Source organism: Alcaligenes sp. GCM10023179, assembly GCF_042653705.1.
In the GTDB taxonomy this organism is placed as follows: Bacteria; Pseudomonadota; Gammaproteobacteria; order Burkholderiales; family Burkholderiaceae_B; genus Alcaligenes; species Alcaligenes phenolicus.
In genome coordinates, this window is sequence record NZ_JBHSIQ010000006.1 from 79,927 (window position 1) to 97,426 (window position 17,500).

Consider the following 17,500-nt stretch of genomic DNA (forward strand, 5'->3'; position numbering starts at 1 on the left):
CAGGGGCGCTTTGTCCTTGGTTTTGTATTGTTCTTACACCGGCTGTTCCAGTATTTCCTGCAGGCGAGTCAGCAGCTTGTCGCTGGCGTTGTGCATATGCCGTTCGCAGATGGCAAGGGCGCCTGCTTCGTCGCCCGACGCAATGGCGGCAGCCAGTTCTTCATGTTCGTCCCAGATGGACAGACGCTGTTCTGCTGATTGCAGTACAGCCCCCATGACACGCCGCAGGTGTACCCAATGAACCTGTGCGCTCTCGGCGATCATGGGGTTGCCCGACGCTTCGTAAATCGCTTTGTGAAAGGCTTCGTCGGCTTCGATCATGGCGCGTACGTCGTGACCGCGAGCAACCTTGCGGCCCAGACGGATCAGGTCCGGGTCCAGTACGGCACTTTGACGTGCCGCCAGCTTGGTTGCCAACGCTTCCAGGGCACCCCGCACCTGGTACAGATGCCCGATATGTTCCAGATCCAGCGGGGCCACCATGACGCCCCGCCCTTCGGCGTCTTGCAGCAGCCCATCTTTTTTCAGCAACTGGATGGCCTGCAACACGGGCGAGCGGGACACGTTGAGCTGCTCGGCAATGTCTTCCTGAGTGATGCGCGAGCCGGGGGCCAGGGAGCCGTCGCTGATGGCATCGAGCAGGATGCGATAGACCTCGTCAACATAGTGTGGACGGGCCTGCAACTTACCGGAAAGCTTGGCATGCATGAGGTCTGGAACTCCGCTACAAACAAAAAACAAGTTAAGGCCGCAGCCTGGCTGCGGCCCTGGGTTTACATCAGGGCGTGGTCCGCATGGATTGCAAGAGCGCAGCCATGGGGTCCTGGTCTGACGTCGCTTGTACCTCGAACGGGTTGCTTAGCGGATCGTCTGCCTGTGTCGCATCTGGGCTGAGCATGGGGGCGGGACGGTTCAGCTGGAGCAGGATTTCTTCTTCGCTCAGGCTGACTGTCTTGTGCAAGCCTCCCGTTACCAGTTGCGGATAGGCGATGACGATTCCTACCACCAGCAATTGTAGTACGACGAAGTAGGCTGAGCCCTTCCAGATCTGCTGGGTACGAACCCTTGGAATAGTTTGCTGGCTAACGGAATCCACATAGTCGGATCGGGGTGCCACGCTGCGCAAATACAACAAGGCAAAACCGAACGGGGGTGTCAGAAAGGAGGTTTGCAGGACCAGGGCGATGACAATCCCGAACCAGATCAGATCAATGCCCAGACTGTTGGCGACGGGTGCCAGTAAGGGCACCACAATGAATGCAATTTCAAAAAAGTCCAGGAACATGCCCAGCACAAAGATGATGGCGCTGACGGCAATGACAAAACCCAGTTCGCCGCCGGGAATGGCATCAAACAGGTGCTCTACCCACAGGTGGCCGTCTGCGGCACTGAATGTGAAGCTGAAGACGGTGGAGCCGATCAGGATGAACATCACGAAAATAGCCAGCTTGGCAGTATTTTCCAGAGCTTGATTGAGCAAGGACCAGTTCAGGCGTTTGCGTATCAGGGCCAGTATCAGTGCGCCAATTGCACCCATGGCCCCGCCTTCTGTTGGTGTAGCAATTCCCAGGAATATGGTGCCAAGGACCAGAAAGATCAGGATGACTGGCGGGATCAGGGCGAAGACGAAGCGTTCGGCCAGTTGCGAGAGCAGTCCCCATCCTGTCACGCGATTTACCGTCGCAAACAGCAGCGCACTCAGGGAGGCGACAACCAGGGCGGTGATGGCCACTTGATCCGTGGGGGCCTGAGCCGGCTGGGAAAAGACCTGGGCCATGACTTCGTTGTGCAGGCCTGCCCAGGTAAACCCGATGAAGGCGCACAGCAGGACCAACATGCCCAGCGACCGTCGTCCACTTGCGCCTGTGGCCGTCACCTGACTTCTGGCCTGTTCTGGCAGTGCGGGCATCCAGGAGGGACGGAACAAGGCCAGAACAATGACGAATGTAATGTAGATCACCAGCAGCAGGAGACCAGGGCCCAGTGCCGCTGCGTACATGTCTCCGACTGAGCGGCCCAATTGATCGGCCATCACAATCAGGACCAGAGACGGCGGCAATGCCTGTACCAGTGCTCCTGAGGCGGTGATGACGCCCGTAGCAATTTCCGGTTTGTAGCCGTAGCGCAGCATGACGGGCAAGGAGATCAGGCCCATGGAGATCACCACCGCCGATGTGACGCCAGTGGAGGCGGCCAGAAGGGCCCCTACCAGGACAACCGAAACGGCCAAGCCACCACGGACAGCCCCAAAGAGCTGGCCCATGGTTTCAAGCAGGTCTTCGGCCATGCCCGAGCGTTCCAGAATGATGCCCATCAAGGTGAAAAAGGGGATGGCCAGCATGGTTTCGTTTTGCATGATGCCAAAGATGCGTAGCGGCAAAACCTGGAACAGATTGGTCGGAAACAGGTCCAGTGCAATGCCTAGTACGCCAAATACCAGGCCGGTGGCGGCCAGTCCGAAGGCCACAGGAAAGCCGGTCAGCAAGAGCACAATCAGGCTCAGGAACATGATGGGGACGAAGTAGTCCGTGATAAAGGTGGCAATCATCGTGCGCCCTCCCGTGCAGCCGATAGCGCTTCGGCAGGCACATGAATAGGCGTGTCCTGGGAACCTTCTTCGGCAATGCAGTCCGGCCCTTTCCCTGTCAGGAACAGGATGCGTTTGACCAGCTCGGCCAAGCCCTGAAGCAACAGCAGGCTAAAGCCGGCAGGAATCAGCAGGTAGGCGGGCCAGCGCACCAGCCCGCCGGCGTTGCCGGACATTTCACCCGAATGCCAGGCGGCGGTGAAAAATCCCCAGCTCAGGTTGATGACAAAAATACAGAACGGGATCAGGACGACAACAATCCCGGCGATGTCCACCAGGTTGCGTCCCCGCGCCCCCAGGCGGGTGGAAACGAAGTCGATACGAACATGGCTGTTATGCAGAAATGCGTAGCCTCCTCCCAAGAGAAAGACAGCCGCATACAGGTACCACTGAGCTTCCAGCATGCCGTTGGAGCTCAGGTCAAAAGCCTTGCGAGTGATGGCGTTGCTGGCGCTCAGAATGGTGGTGGCCAGCAATAGCCATTTGATGATGAATCCGATACAGCGGTTCAGGTGGTCTATTCCCCCCACCATGGTTTTCAATGCAGTCATTGTTGTCTCCGCGAATATTGTTGTGTTCGTCGTTGTGCTGCCGGGGAGTGTTTGATGGCGGCCGTGTGCAAGCCGCTCTGTAGCAGGTGCTGTGTTGACTCCTTGGGCTACGAGCGTGCCCGAAGTAAATGGGGTGTGCCCTGGCGGGAGCCAGGACCAGGAGATGGCCTTACAGGTCCAGAACCAGTACGCCCGAACGTGCGCGTGACACGCAGGCGGTCAGGCAATGGCTTTGCTCGTCGGGACTGAGGATGTAGTCCTGGTGATCCACATCGCCTTGCAGATAGTTGATGCGGCATGTGCCGCACAGGCCCGATACGCAGGAGGTGGCAATCGGCACACCGGCTTGCGTCAAGGCATCACTCAGGGATTGATCGGGTGCAACTTCAATGCACTGGCCGGTACTGGCAATCTGCGCCACGAAGGCACCGGGAGGCAGGGTATTGGCACTGGGGGCGGGTTCAGGCGCCTTGAAGTGTTCGCAATGCACGGAACCGGCAGGCCAGTGCGAGCTGGCCTGCGCACAGGCTTGCATGAAACCGGCTGGGCCGCAGTAATACACGTGGGTGCCTTCAGCTGCATTGGCAAGCAAGTCCTGCAGGTTCAGACCTTGTGCGGGATTGCCGTTGTCCAGATGCAGATGCAGGCGGCCTTGCTCTTGCCATGTGAGCAGTTCGGAGCCAAAGGCGGCCGTGTCGTGGCTGCGAGTGCAGTAGTGCAATTCAAAGGGCTGGCCCTGCGATTCCAGAAAGTGGGCCATCGCCTTGATGGGCGTGATACCTATACCCCCGGCCAGCAAGATCGAGCGGCGTGCATTCGGGTCCAGTCGGAAATGATTTCGGGGCGTGCTGACAGTTACTTGCTGCTGGACTTGCAAGACGTCGTGCAAGGTGCGTGAGCCGCCTCGTCCATTGGCATCGCGCAGGACAGCAATGACGTAACGATGACGCTCATGAGGCGGGTTGCACAGCGAGTATTGGCGGATCAGGCCGGGTTGAATATGTACGTCTATATGGGAACCGGCCTCGAAGGCAGGCAATTCGCCACCCTGAGGACAGCTGAGTTCATAAGAATTGATGCCTTGCGCTTCGTAGCGGATTTGCCGGATCCGCAGCGACAGCAGCCCGTCCGGGTTGGTAGCCGCCTGGACGGGAGTGGCGGGTTCTGCAATGGCGTTCATGGCGCTCTCCGTATGGGGGCACCCGCCCCCTTTGGAGCGGGTGCGTCAGGCGATCAGGATTCAGCAGCGACAGCGCTGAGCGATTGTTGAAGTTCCTGCATGCTCTTTTTGACGAAAGCCTCGCGTTCCGAGCCTTTCAGATTGTCGGCCGAGGTCAGGATGCGCACGATTTCGCGCGTGGCATGTCGGCGGCGTGCGACTTCCTGGGCCAAATCCTCGGACTCGGGAATCGCCAGGACATTGCCCGAGCAATAGCTGTTGGGGGCACCCCCACAGTCTTTCAGCCATTGGGCAAAGCCTTCGGGGGTCGCGGCAGGGTTGGAGCCACGCAAGGCATCGCGCAACATCTTGCGGAACATGTACAGCCCGGCGTCGAACTTGGTGGGGTTCTCCAGAGCATGGACCGCAATCGGGCGCTGGCTGATGATGGCCTCGTAATCGCCCGGTGCCTGCTGGCATTCCTTGTAGTTGTGACGGGCACGGTGGTCGGACGGGATGGGTGGCAGATCTTCCAGCTTGTATTGTCCAAAGCGCTCGGGACGGCGCATCGCAACCTGCCCTTCCAGAAAGTCGATGGTCTCGTAGCCCACCATATCCTTGTTGCCCACTCCGCGTGTATCAATACCAGGGCCCATGACGCGCCAGCCAATCATCTTGCTGTTCTGGTCGTCCACGGGAACGGTCCAGCGCACGATGTGAAAGCGGCTGAAAAACTTTTGCTGGGCACCGTCTTCGGAGGTGTAGGCATGCAGGCTCAGATTGGGCAGGACCTGGTGCTGAACACGTATAAATAGATTGTCCTTGCTGGCACGACGGGCACCCGCGCAGGCCAGGCTGCGGCCATTGTGTACCGGGATGAACTGCATGTCGGGGGCTACTTCCATGGAGGCCGCGCCCACCTCATCAAACGTGGTGCCCTGGTAGTTGCCGCCTACCACGTTCTTGGCAGCGTGCAGTGCGGTGGGGTGGAAGTTGTCAGCGGCGTTGTCCTGTACTTGCAGCCAGTTGCAGTGCTGGAAGTTGCTGAAAGCCACTAGTTCATCACCGGGCATGACGGTGAAGTTTTCCTCCCATTCTGGGAAAGGAGGTTCGGCATCGGGTGGGCCCATATAGGCAAAAATCAGGCCATGGCGCTCGAAGGCCTTGTAAGCACCCTGGCGGATGGAGCAGGCGTATTTTTCGCCCTCGGCCTCTTCGCCTTTGGGGTAAGGGACATGCAGACAGGTTCCGTCTACGTCGAACACCATGCCGTGGTAGCAGCACATAATGCCCTTTTCCTGGATGGCACCGTACTCCAGAGAAGCGCCACGGTGGGCGCAATGGGCGTGCAGCAGCCCGATCTGGCCGCTTTTGTCGCGAAAGGCGACCAGCTCTTCTCCCATGATTTTCAGAAAACGCGGGGTATCAGTCAGTTCCGCGGCCATGCAGACGGGATGCCAGAAGCGGCGCATGTACTCGCCCATGGGCGTGCCAGGGCCAACTTCGGTCAACTCAGGGTCGTGATCAGGAATGCGGTTGGTGTAATAGCCGCCGTAGGGAATCAGTTTCTTTTCGGTCATGTCGTCCTCGTGTACAGATCAATGGTGGAAAGGGTCAGGCAACTTTTCGGTCGACCAGCGCCTGGGCACTGATCCAGGGCATCATGGCGCGCAGCTGCTCGCCGACGATTTCAAGGCGGTGGCGCTGGTTCAGGCGTCGATGGGCATTCAAGGAAGGTTGGCCGGCACGGCTTTCCAGGATGAAATTCTTGGCATAGGTGCCGTCCTGGATGTCGCGCAGCAAGGCTTTCATGGCTTGACGCGTGTCTTCGGTCACGATGCGTGGACCGGCCTGGTATTCGCCAAACTCGGCATTGTTGGAGATGCTGTAGTTCAGGTTGGCGATGCCACCCTCGTACAGCAGATCCACAATCAGCTTCAGTTCATGCAGGCATTCGAAATAGGCCATTTCTTCGGCATAGCCCGCCTCAACCAAGGTTTCGAAGCCACACTTGACCAGATCCACCATGCCGCCACAGAGCACCGCCTGCTCGCCAAACAAATCCGTTTCGGTTTCTTCACGAAAATCGGTTTCGATAACGCCGGAGCGCCCGCCGCCATTGGCGATGGCGTAGGACAAGGCCAAGTCACGAGCCTGACCGGAGCGGTCGGTATGAATGGCGATCAGGTGGGGGACACCGCCGCCTTCCACGTAGGTGGAGCGCACCGTGTGGCCGGGTGCCTTGGGGGCGACCATGATGACGTCCAGGTCGTCGCGGGGCTGGATCTGGCCGTAATGGATGTTGAAACCGTGGGCAAAGCCCAGCGTGGCGCCGGGGCGGATATGGGGGGCGACTTCCTGCTCGTAGACGCGGGCAATGTCCTCGTCAGGCAGCAGCATCATCACGATGTCGGCTTGTTGAACGGCAGACGCGATGTCGGCCACAGCCAGACGGGCAATGGCGGCCTTTTGACGCGAGGCACTGTTGGGGCGCAAACCCACGACCACTTCCACGCCAGAATCACGCAGATTCAATGCGTGAGCATGGCCTTGAGAGCCGTAGCCGATGATGGCAACCCGGCGTTGCTGCACCAGGGCCAGATCGCCGTCCTTGTCATAAAACACCTTCATACTGCCTCCTTTTTGTGAGTTCTGTGTTCTGTATACAGAGTTCAGTATTGTGGAGCGATATTCGAGGTGTCAAGGAAAAATTGGCAGGTCGGGGGAAATCCCTAGGACGGAAATTTTGCTTAGCGCATCGGGGTCAGGCTGGCCTCGCGCAGCAGCCATTCACGCAGGTGTTCCACGCGTTTGAGCGTGTCGCGGTGATTGCGGTAGTAGAGAAAATGCATCTCGCGTTGCAGGCTGCGACCATTGGGCGCGGGCAAGACGATTAGTTCTCGATTGTCCAGTTCGCGTTCGGCAAAGCGCTGTGTTTCCAGGCAGACACCCAACTGATCCACCGCTGCTGCAACTGCCATGGCACCGCGGTCAAAGGACAGACGTGGACCGGGGGAGGCGGCCATGCCATTGCTGCCAAACCAGTCAGCCCAGCTGACCGGACTGATGGTGGAATCGATCAAGGGCAAATGCAGGTACCAGGGCTGATGCAGAGCCAGACTGGCATAGAGCTTGGGCGAGCATAAGGGTAATAGCGGTTCAGGGTGCAGCGACTCCACCACCAGCCTAGGGTCGTGGCTGGGGGCATGTCCGTAGCTGATCACGCAGTCAATGTCGGTGGACTGGTGCAGATCGGGCGGTGTGGCGTCCGTACGCAGATGGATGGCCAAGCCGGGATGCTCCCGCATGAAAGCATGCAGACGTGGCCCCAGCCATTTCACGGCCAGGCTGGGTGCACAATGCACGGTCAAGGCGTGCGTACTGGCATTTTCTCCCTGTGTGTCCTCGCAAAGCCGGGCCAGCTTGTCCAGCAAGGGAGTCAGTTCCCGATAGAACTCCTGGCCTTGGCTGTTCAAGCTGACACGCCGGTTGTGACGGACGAACAGGCTGCGTCCCAGATGAGTCTCCAGGCTTTTGACCTGATGGCTGATCGCGGAAGGAGTCAGGTGCAGCTCATCGGCCGCCAGGCTGAAACTCTCCAGCCGGGCGGCCGATTCAAAGGCTCGTAGCCAGGCGAAATTAGGGATGGCTCGCATTAGGGTGCCTTAAACAGGTGAATATTTTTAATCAATAGCTGAAAAAGCTTCGTTTGTCATTCATGGTTTTCGACCTCTACCATGGTTTTACGTTTCACCCGTACGCTGCGCTGGATGGGCTGGCGTGCGGGCAACGCAACATCTTGCCGAACCCGAAGGAGACCTTCCCATGAACGCTAAACCCGATATCAATGAAATTTTGGCCATGACGGGCCGAAAGTCCATTTACCAGCCCGAGCAGCAGGGCCTGATCTATCCCGAAGAGCCCCAGTTTGAGTCTTTTGAAGAAGCGCGCACGCATTTGAAGCAGCGCCTGGTGGCCGCCTGCCGTGCCTTTGCCCTGCATGGTCTGGACTATGGTTTTGCAGGCCATCTGACCATTCGCGACCCCGAGCATCCCAGCCTGTACTGGACCAATCCCATGGCCGTGCACTTTGCCGATGTGAAGGTCTCGAACCTGATTCTGGCGGACCACGAAGGCAAAGTGGTGGAAGGCGATTACGCGGTGAACCGTGCCGGCTTTGTCCTGCATGCTGCGGTTCACGAAGCACATCCCGACATCGTTGCCATGTGCCATGCCCATACGGTTTATGGCACTGCGTTTGCCTCACTGGGCCAGGAAATCCTGCCTATTACGCAGGATGCCGCCGCCTTTTTTGAAGACCATGTTGTCATTCGCGAAGAAGCGGGTCAGGTTGCCGTGGAAACCAAGGCTGGTCACAAAGTGGCTAATGCCTTTGCGGGCGTCAAGGCAGCCATTCACCAGAACCATGGTTTGCTGACGGCCAGCCGTCACAGCATTGAAGCCGCCGCCTTCTGGTTCATTGCGCTGGAACGCTGCTGCCAGCAGCAATTGATGATTGCTGCAACCGGCATGACGCCAACACTGGTGACCCCCGAACGTGCCCGTTACAGCCGTGAGCACGTAGGGAGCGAATACATTGGCTGGCTGCACTTTCAGCCGATCTGGGAAAACCTGTTGCGCACCCAGCCCGATATGTTTGATTGATCCGTCCCGCAAGCAGCTTGATCCGTTGGGGGCAAGCTGCTGACTTTGCATAAATAAAACGAGGAGACACAAGCGTGGAACGACGAGCAATGCTGAAATTGACCGGCCTGGCCGGCATTGTGGCCAGTGGCATGGCCCCTGCGGTCGTCAAGGCGCAAGAGAATTTGCGCTGGCGACTGGCATCGAGCTTTCCCAAGCACCTGGATACGATTTATGGCGGAGGAGAAGTTTTTGCGCAGAAAGTGCGCGAGCTAAGCGATGGCAAGTTCAATATCTCCGTGCATGCGGGTGGGGAGTTGATGCCGGCCATGGGTGTAGTCGATGCGCTGGAACAGAACTCGGTGGAAGCGGCTCACACGGCGCCCTACTATTTCTTTGGCAAGAATGAGGCGTTTGCCTTGAGCTGTGCCATTCCATTTGGCATGAACTCTCGCCAGCTGACGGCCTGGATGTATCACGGCAATGGCTTGAAGCTGACACGTGATTTTTATGCCAACTACAACATCGTCAACTTCCCCTGTGGCAACAGTGGTGTGCAGATGGGCGGCTGGTTTCGCAAGCAGATCAATACCCCGGAGGACATACGGGGCCTGAAGATTCGTATCGGTGGTTTGCCAGGCAAAGTTATCGAGAAGCTGGGCGGTATTCCGCAAAACATCGCCGGTGGCGAGGTGTACCAGGCACTGGAAAAAGGCGTTATTGATGCCGCCGAGTGGGTGGGGCCGTATGATGATTTGCGACTGGGCTTTCACAAGGTTGCGCCCTATTACTATTACCCAGGCTGGTGGGAAGGTTCAGTAGGGCTGGATCTGCTGGTCAACAAGAAAGCGTATGACGGTTTGTCGCAGCACTACAAAGATATTGTCGCGGCAGCCAGCACGTATGCGCATCTGGATATGCAGGCGAAATACGATGCCCGTAACCCAGGCGCCTTGAAGGAACTGGTTGGTCAGGGAGCCAAGGTCCTGCCTTTCTCCAAGGAAGTGCTGGATGCCTCATTCAAGGCGAGCGAGGAACTGTATGCCGAACTGAATGCCAGCAATCCGCAATGGCGAACGATTTATGCGGATTACCGTGCGTTCCAGAAGGATGAGCTGCTGTGGTTCCGCTTCGCGGAAGCGCGCTTTGATCAGTACATGCAGTCCGTGTCTTTATGATCCGAAGGCGGGGGCTGAATCGATTTGCTGCCTACGCAAGAAATACGAAGCCTCCGCCAGTTTCAAGAATCCCACCATCTCGGTACGCGCATACTCCGGATCCCCGCTGGTCAGGGCTTTGCCCAGCTTTTCCAGCGCCTCTACCGTGGCCTGGTAGTTATCGGTATCGCTGGTATTGGCAAAGCGCACCTGGTTGGCGTGGTCGGCGGACATGGCGATGGCGTCCAGCAGGCGCTCGTTGTGTACGCATTGCAGCCAGGCCTGACGAAAGCTGGCGTTAGCGCTGAACATCAGGGCGGCGTCTTTGTGCACCATGGCTACTTTAGCCAGATCAATGGCTTTGCTAAGACCGGCATTTAACTGATCGCGGTCGGCAATGTTGACGGCCAGGGCGGCGGCAGCCGGTTCCAGAATGCGGCGCAACTCAAAGATGTCGCGCACCATGGCGTCGGTCAGCACGGGGACCTGAAATCCCCGTGTGGTGCTGTTCAATAAACCTTCGTTGACCAGTCGTAGCAGGGCCTGGCGCACGGGCATGCGGGTGCAACCAAAGCGCTCGGCCAATTCGTAATCCAGCAGGCGGTCGCCGGGGTGCCAGTCGCCTGCATTCAAACGCTTGCGGGTGTCCCGGTAAATGGTGTCTACCAGCGTTTCTGCCTTGCTTGCCTGTGTGGATTTACCAGTCGAAGTCGCCATACGAAACCGATCAGAAAAGAATGGATGATTGTATCGTACAGACCCCGCTGCGCTGATCGGGTTTGTGCCTAGAACTTGGTTCGTATCCCCACCCGGAACAAGGTCTGATTACGCCCCGTGGAGCTGGGCATGCTGATTACGTTGGCCGTCGCGCCCTCGCCTTGCGCGTGCTGGATGATGGCCTGGGTATAAATATCCGTGCGCTTGGACAGGAAGTAGTCGGCCGTCAGGTTTAGTTGGTGGTATTTGTTCGATCCCAGGGTGGTCAGCCCATAGCCCGGTCCCAGTACCAGATTGGGTGCGGCGCGCCAGGCAAAACCCAGCTGATAGTTGCGGAAGGTATGGTTTTTTTGCTGGCCATCGGGAGCCACGTACAGGGCTTGTGAAAACACACCGTAGATGGTCACTTTGTCGAAGGCGTAGTTTGCTCCTATGCCCCAGTCGCGCAGGTAACGGCCGCCGACGCGATGAGGCGCGCCACCGCCGGTCAGCGGGCTGATGTCCAGGCTGGCTTCCTGTACTTCGGTATAAGCGGCACCGGTCGCAAAGTTGCCGTTCTTGTAGTTGGCCGTAAAGCTGATGGTGCGCCCGGTTTGTGCCTGCCCTTCGCGTCGTTCCGGGAAGCCGTACATGGCACCCAGTTCAACACCGGCAAAGGAAGGCGTTACGTATTTCACCGATTGATTGACCCGCTGGCCGCTCATGCGGTCGTTGTCCAGAGGGCTGTTGGAATAGCCGCCTGCCGACCAGGTGGGGGTGTAAAAGGCCTGCAAGGTGTCGGTGAAGAAATCGTATTGTCTGCCCAGCTTGATGCTGCCCAGATAATCGGATTTCAGGCCCACCCAGGCTTGTCGGCCCCACAGGGCGCCGCCTTGCCCTGCTTCCCCAGTCGCCACGGAAAAGCCGTTTTCCAGTTGAAAGATGGCGGTCAAACCATTGCCCATCGACTCGGAGCCACGCAGACCCAATCGGTTGCCTTGCATGACGCCGGTATCCAGCGTGGTTTTGGAGGGGCCGTTGGCATTGCTGATCCAGGTCAGGCCTGCATCCAGAATGCCGTACAAGGTGACGTTGTCGCCGGTTTGTGCCGTGGCGCTGGAGCTGGCGATCAGCGTAGCCAGTCCAACACAGCCAGCCAAGGCGATTTTGACGTGACGGCGCATCATTGGGCACCGCCTTTGCTGGGGACAGCGTGCAGTTTGGCAGCCTGATCCAGGGCGTTTTGCTGGCGGGCAGATGGCAGGGCAAAGACACACAAACCACCCAGTACGGCCAGACCGGCAATGGTCAATACAGCGGTGCTGGTGCTGCCGCTCATTTCTTGTGCCAGCCCAATGGCGTAGGGGCCAAACAAGCCGCCCAATGCTGCAACCGCATTGATCAGGGCATAGCCGGTTGCAGCGGCGCGGCCACTCATGAAATTACCGCCCAAGGCCCAGACCAGGGGTGTGCCGCCAATGAACATGGCCGTGGCGATGATGACGCCAATAATGCGCACGGTCGGGTCCGGTGCCAGGGCAGTCATCAGCAGGCCGATAGCACCACCGGCGCAGGCAATGGCCAAGTGCCAGCGACGTTCCCCAAAGTAGTCGGATGAGCGGCCCAGAATCAGCATGGCCAGAGCCGAGGCAGCATAGGGCAAGGCGGCAATATAGCCAATGTGGGTCAGGTTCTTGATACCGGCTTCCTGAATGATGGTGGGCGTCCAGAAGATCACCGCATAAATGCCCAGGTTCAGGGATAGCAGCACGCAGGCCAGCCACCACACATTGGGTTTGCCCAGCACTTCAGCAATTTTGTCCTTGCGCGGCAGCTCGCGTTGCGCGTCCTGGTTCAGGGTGTGCAGCAAGGTTTTTTCTTCCTGGCTCAACCATTTGGCGTCTTCAGGACGGTTGGGCAAGGTCGCCCACAGCAAGGCCGCTACAAAGACAGCGGGCAGCCCCTGCAAGAGGAACAGCCATTGCCAGTTATGCAGGTGTTGGGACTCTGAAAACACATCCATGATCCAGCCCGAGAGCGGGCCTACGATCATGCCGCCCGCAGCAGCGGCAGTAACCAAGGTCGCCATGACGCGGCCCTGGCGTTGTGGGGGGAACCATTGCGCCAGGTAATACACCACGCCAGGCAGAAAGCCGGCTTCCGCCACGCCCAACAGGAAGCGGACGATATAGAACTGTGTGGGGGTGGTGACGAACATGGTCAACACGGACAGGATGCCCCAGGTGACCATGATGCGTGTCAGCCAGGCGCGGGCACCAAAGCGGTACAGCAAGAGGTTGCTGGGGATCTCGAACAACAAAAAGCCCACAAAGAAGATGCCCGAACCCAGGCCATAGACCTCGGCTGAAAAATTCAGGTCTTGCAGCATTTGCAGCTTGGCAAAGCCCACGTTGACGCGGTCGATGTAGGCAACGATGTAGCTGATGAACAAGATGGGCATCAGCCGCCAGAGGATTTTGCCGAAAAGCAGATCCTCGGCCTTGGAGGGAGCCGGGTCCGCGGGGCGCGATTGTTGTCTCATGATAGTCCTTATTGGTAATCGCAGTAAGTGAATTCAGTTGAACTCATTTTTTGTGAATATATTCATTTTCATACTTGATGGTCAATAAGTGCTATAGGTATAAAACAAGTTAGAAATTACTTAATATATTGAAATTAAAAGAATTTATAAAAATTAAAAAGCCAATTTCTAGTACAAACACCTAGACTCGTTGACAGCGATATACCCGCTCTATAAACTGAATTCAGTTTTGAATAATAGCAATAAGGAGCTGGCATATGAGCAGGCAGGAGGCCCCTTCGGCCCAGGTGATCGAGCATGTTTCGTCCCTGATTGGCTTTGATACGGTAAGCAGAAACTCCAATCTGGCATTGATTGAATGGGCCGCCAACCGGCTCGAATCGGCGGGCGCACAAGTGCGTTTTGATTACAACGAATCGCGCTCCAAAGCCAATCTGCTGGCAACCTTCGGTCAGGGGCCGGGGGGCGTGGTCTTGTCTGGCCACACCGATGTGGTGCCGGTCGACGGGCAGGTATGGTCCAGTGATCCTTTTGAAGCCCAGATTCGTGATGGCCGCTTGTTTGGCCGTGGCGCTTGCGACATGAAAGGCTTTATCGGCGTGGCCATGGCGCAGGCGCAACGCCTGGGTTCCATGACACTGCGCGAGCCCGTGCATCTGGCCTTGAGCTACGACGAAGAAGTGGGCTGTCTGGGCATTCCCGGCCTGATCGAGGAAATGCGTAAAGCCGGCATCCAGCCCAGCGGCTGCATTGTGGGTGAACCCACCAGCATGCGCGTTGTGGCGGCCCATAAAGGCGGCCGCATTTATCGCTGCCGCGTCAAAGGCTGCGCCGCCCATTCCTCTTTGACACCACACGGTCTGAACGCAATCGAGTACGCCGCCAATCTGGTTTCGCACATTCAGCATCTGGCGGATGAAGAGGCCCAGGTCGGCAAGCGCATTGAAGGCTTTGATGTGCCTTTCTCCACTATTTCCACCAACACGATTTCCGGTGGCAATGGCATGAATATTATCCCGGCCCATTGCGAGTTCTCCTTTGAATACCGCTATCTGCCTGGCGTGGACCCAGATGGTTTCATCGGCAATTTGCGTCGCTTTGCTTATGAGCAGGTCTTGCCGCGCATGCAGGCGCGTCATGGCGACGCGGCCATTGAATTCGAGTGTCTGGGCAGTATTCCTGCCCTGGATGACGAAGACAGCCAGGAGCTGAAAAAAATGGCGCTGGCTTTGCTGGGTGAGTCCGCCGCACAGCGTGTGGCCTATGGCACCGAAGCCTCGTTTTTCCAGGAAGCCGGTGTCCCCAGCATTGTCTGCGGGCCTGGCTCCATCACCGTGGCACACAAGGCCGATGAGTACGTCAGCCTGGAGCAGTTGGCCGCGTGCGAGTCCTTTCTGGGCAAGGTGATCCAGTCCTTGGCTGCTTAGGGCGGGATGGTTTCCGGCAGGTCTTGGGGCCTGTCTTATTTTGAAGGAATTTTTTTTCATGAAGCTAGCAAAACGCATTACCGGCACCTCCCAAAAATCCTTTGGCATGTACGAGCAGGCGGCTCGCCTGCAAGGCGATATCTCGGACCTGATTCATCTGGAAGTTGGCCGCCCGGACGCGGATACGCCAATGGCGATCAAGCAGGCGGCAGCCGATGCCTTGATGCGCGGCGAGGTGCATTACAGCGATCTGCGTGGGGTGCCCGCCTTGCGTGAAGCCTTGGCCGCCAAGCTGCGCAAGCAAAACAAGCTGGATGTCGGGCCGGATGATGTGCTGGTCACCAATGGGCTGACGCACGCCTCCTTTGCCGCTTTCTTCGCCATTCTGGACGAGGGTGATGAGGTGATTTTGCTCTCGCCGCACTACCCGCAACATATAGGCAAAATCGAGCTGGCCGGGGCGCATCCGGTGCTGGTGCCGCTGAATAAGGAACAGGGTTTTGCCATTGATGCGCACGCCATCGAAGCGGCGATTACGCCCCGTACCCGCATGGTGGTGCTGGTGAATCCGGCCAACCCCACGGGCCGTGTGTATCGCCGTAGCGAGCTGGAAGCTCTGGCGCAATTGGCGATCAAGCACGATCTGATCGTGGTCTCTGATGAAGTCTACGAGGACATTACCTACGACGATGCCGAGCACATCAGCATTGCCTCCCTGCCCGGCATGCAGGAGCGCACCGTGTCCATGTTTGCCTTCACCAAGTCCTACGCCATGGACGGCTGGCGCATTGGGTATCTGGCCGCGCCTGCCTGGTTGATGCCCGGCTTGTTGAAGATCACCGCTAACGATGTCACCCATGTGAATACCTTTATTCAGGCGGGCGCGCTGGAAGCGGTGGTCGGGCAGCAAGAAGCCCTGCGCGGGATGATTGCGGACGACGACGCCAAGCGCCGCCTGATGCTGCAACGCCTGAATGCCATGGCGAATGTCAGCTGCGCCCATGTGGAAGGCACGATTTACGCCTTTGCCGATGTGCGCGCCACGGGTGTGCCTTCGCAGGAACTGGCCGAGCGCTTGCTGAACGAGGCCCGCGTGGTGGTGGAGGCAGGCAGCTTCTACGGCCCCCAAGGGGAAGGCTTCTTGCGCTTGTGTTTTGGTTCTGCCTCGTATGAGCAGATCGAGCAGGCCATGGATCGGTTGCAGGTGTTCTTTGCGCAATTGGAAACTCAGGCCAGCCAAACCGCCGCTTGATAGGGTGAACTGGCAGGACCTCGAGGCCGCTTTCTGTTATGGAAAGCGGCTTTTTTTTGTGTCTGGGAGCAGGTGGTTTCAACCCCACTATTTAGCGGAATACATGCCCAGGCCATGATTTTTTTATATAAATGTATAGATTAACGTCCGTACAAATAAACAGACAGACTGCGTCGGTGTTTTCCCTTAAATTCAGGCGTATCCCCCTGTAGGAGCTGGTTATAAGGTCATTATCAATCCATATTTCCATAGACAAGTATCGGCTCCTTATTATATTGTTCGTATCAAACAACAATTATGTCCGGTCAATTAATAGGAGCAGGTCCATGAAATACGGGATACGGGGTGTACTGGCAGCAGCAGGGATGGTGGCCGCGCTGGGCGCGCAGGCTCAAACGCTCAAGCTGGGTGTGGTAGGAGGCATGACAGGTCCAGGCGCGCCCTGGGGTCTGGCTATTGATGGTGGCGTGAAAATCGCCGTGGATGAAATCAATCAGGCCGGCGGCCTGGAAGTGGGCGACAAGAAGTACAAGGTTGAAGTGCTGACCTACGACGACCACTACAAGGCAGCGGATGCAGTAACCGCCACCAACCGTCTGATCGATCAGGATGAAGTGAAATACATCATCGGCCCGATTGGCTCGGCTTCGGTCATGGCCATGAAGCCGATTACCGAGCGCAACAAGGTCATCATGCTGTCCAACAGCTACTCGACCGAAGTGCTGGATGCGAATACGCAATACATGTTCCGCGTGCTGCCTACGCAGTACGAATACAACCGTCAGCTGATCGGCTGGTTGAAGCAGGAACGCCCCGAGCTGAAGCGTCTGGCGATCCTGTCGCCTAACGATGCAACCGGCTGGAGTACGCAAAAGATCCAGACCGCTGCATACAAGGACGCCGGTTACGACGTGGCTGAAACCAAGTTCTTCGAGCGCTCGCAAAACGATTTCCGCACCTTGCTGACCAGCATTCTGGCCAAGAACGTGGACTTCATCGAACTGGACACCGTGCCGCCTGGCCCGGCCGGTATTGTGATACGTCAGGCACGTGAAATGGGCTTCAAAGGCCAGTTCACCAAGTTTGGTGGCAATAACGTGGCTGAAACCGTGAAGTCTGCCGGTGCGGACAATGCGGAAGGAACCTTGGTGTATTTGTCGGCCGATCCGTCCAGCGAACCGTACCAGAAGCTGAGCCAGGCTTACGCCAAGGTCCACAGCAACAGCATGGATGACTTCGTTTTCTACTTCTACGATGCCACCCGCCTGCTGTTCAAGGCCATTAACGAAGCTGGCACCGTGGACGATACCGATGCTGTGCGTGCCCGCATTGAAGCCAATAGCAGCTTTGATGGTATTCAAGGCGCGATTGTCTGGGGCGGCAAGGATGTCTATGGCGTGAACCACCAGATCGCCACCCCGGCCTACCTGGGTGTGATCGAGGGCGGCAAGGCCAAGGTCATCAACAAGTTCGACGCCCGCTAAT

Annotated in this window: 15 protein-coding genes; 5 read left to right on the plus strand and 10 right to left on the minus strand. The window is 57.7% G+C overall.

The window, feature by feature from the left end; all coding sequences use genetic code 11:
* Positions 1 to 33: 33 nt before the first annotated feature.
* From ACFPDR_RS17420 to ACFPDR_RS17450, 7 genes are all read right to left on the minus strand, one after another.
* Entirely contained in the window at positions 34 to 708 is a 675-nt protein-coding gene (locus ACFPDR_RS17420) for a GntR family transcriptional regulator (protein ID WP_026483969.1), read from the minus strand.
* A gap of 70 nt (positions 709 to 778) precedes the next feature.
* Entirely contained in the window at positions 779 to 2,548 is a 1,770-nt protein-coding gene (locus ACFPDR_RS17425; RefSeq protein ID WP_376911624.1) for a TRAP transporter large permease, read from the minus strand.
* On the minus strand, positions 2,545 to 3,138 hold the full coding sequence (locus ACFPDR_RS17430) for a TRAP transporter small permease subunit (RefSeq protein ID WP_268378714.1): 594 nt from the start codon (positions 3,136 to 3,138) through the stop codon (positions 2,545 to 2,547). The genes ACFPDR_RS17425 and ACFPDR_RS17430 overlap by 4 nt, the downstream gene beginning before the upstream one ends.
* A 169-nt stretch (positions 3,139 to 3,307) precedes the next feature.
* A complete protein-coding gene (locus tag ACFPDR_RS17435; protein WP_376911626.1) occupies positions 3,308 to 4,318 on the minus strand; it encodes a PDR/VanB family oxidoreductase in 1,011 nt (336 codons plus the stop codon).
* 53 nt (positions 4,319 to 4,371) lie between these two features.
* The gene (locus ACFPDR_RS17440) at positions 4,372 to 5,877 is read right to left on the minus strand and encodes a Rieske 2Fe-2S domain-containing protein (RefSeq protein WP_376911628.1); all 1,506 of its coding nucleotides are present in this window, start codon (positions 5,875 to 5,877) and stop codon (positions 4,372 to 4,374) included.
* Between the two features lie 34 nt (positions 5,878 to 5,911).
* The gene (gene ilvC / locus ACFPDR_RS17445) at positions 5,912 to 6,973 is read right to left on the minus strand and encodes a ketol-acid reductoisomerase (RefSeq protein ID WP_269139297.1); all 1,062 of its coding nucleotides are present in this window, start codon (positions 6,971 to 6,973) and stop codon (positions 5,912 to 5,914) included.
* A gap of 74 nt (positions 6,974 to 7,047) precedes the next feature.
* Positions 7,048 to 7,953 (minus strand): LysR substrate-binding domain-containing protein, encoded by a 906-nt coding sequence (locus ACFPDR_RS17450; RefSeq protein ID WP_045930481.1) that lies wholly within the window; start codon positions 7,951 to 7,953, stop codon positions 7,048 to 7,050.
* 169 nt (positions 7,954 to 8,122) lie between these two features.
* Between ACFPDR_RS17450 and ACFPDR_RS17455 the strand changes: the two genes are divergently transcribed.
* Both ACFPDR_RS17455 and ACFPDR_RS17460 read left to right on the plus strand, forming a co-directional pair.
* Positions 8,123 to 8,962 (plus strand): class II aldolase/adducin family protein, encoded by an 840-nt coding sequence (locus ACFPDR_RS17455; protein WP_060186776.1) that lies wholly within the window; start codon positions 8,123 to 8,125, stop codon positions 8,960 to 8,962.
* A 74-nt stretch (positions 8,963 to 9,036) separates the two neighbouring features.
* Complete coding sequence (locus tag ACFPDR_RS17460) at positions 9,037 to 10,119, plus strand: TRAP transporter substrate-binding protein (RefSeq protein ID WP_035269413.1); 1,083 nt, start codon at positions 9,037 to 9,039, stop codon at positions 10,117 to 10,119.
* Here the strand turns inward: ACFPDR_RS17460 and ACFPDR_RS17465 are convergent.
* The 3 genes from ACFPDR_RS17465 to ACFPDR_RS17475 form a co-directional block, all read right to left on the minus strand.
* Positions 10,114 to 10,815, minus strand: a complete 702-nt coding sequence (locus ACFPDR_RS17465) for a GntR family transcriptional regulator (protein WP_060186775.1) — start codon at positions 10,813 to 10,815, stop codon at positions 10,114 to 10,116. The genes ACFPDR_RS17460 and ACFPDR_RS17465 overlap by 6 nt on opposite strands.
* Before the next feature lie 68 nt (positions 10,816 to 10,883).
* Positions 10,884 to 11,981, minus strand: a complete 1,098-nt coding sequence (locus tag ACFPDR_RS17470) for a porin (RefSeq protein ID WP_376911631.1) — start codon at positions 11,979 to 11,981, stop codon at positions 10,884 to 10,886.
* Entirely contained in the window at positions 11,978 to 13,336 is a 1,359-nt protein-coding gene (locus tag ACFPDR_RS17475; RefSeq protein WP_376911633.1) for an MFS transporter, read from the minus strand. Before ACFPDR_RS17475 ends, ACFPDR_RS17470 begins: the two co-directional genes overlap by 4 nt.
* Before the next feature lie 257 nt (positions 13,337 to 13,593).
* Between ACFPDR_RS17475 and argE the strand changes: the two genes are divergently transcribed.
* The 3 genes from argE (at position 13,594) to ACFPDR_RS17490 (ending at position 17,499) form a co-directional block, all read left to right on the plus strand.
* Complete coding sequence (gene argE, locus ACFPDR_RS17480) at positions 13,594 to 14,763, plus strand: acetylornithine deacetylase (protein ID WP_060186772.1); 1,170 nt, start codon at positions 13,594 to 13,596, stop codon at positions 14,761 to 14,763.
* Between the two features lie 58 nt (positions 14,764 to 14,821).
* Positions 14,822 to 16,015 (plus strand): pyridoxal phosphate-dependent aminotransferase, encoded by a 1,194-nt coding sequence (locus ACFPDR_RS17485; RefSeq protein WP_203145259.1) that lies wholly within the window; start codon positions 14,822 to 14,824, stop codon positions 16,013 to 16,015.
* Positions 16,016 to 16,341: 326 nt separating this feature from the next.
* Positions 16,342 to 17,499 carry an ABC transporter substrate-binding protein gene (locus ACFPDR_RS17490; RefSeq protein WP_035269405.1) on the plus strand — a complete coding sequence of 386 codons (1,158 nt, stop codon included), beginning with the start codon at positions 16,342 to 16,344 and terminating at the stop codon, positions 17,497 to 17,499.
* Position 17,500 lies beyond the last annotated feature (1 nt).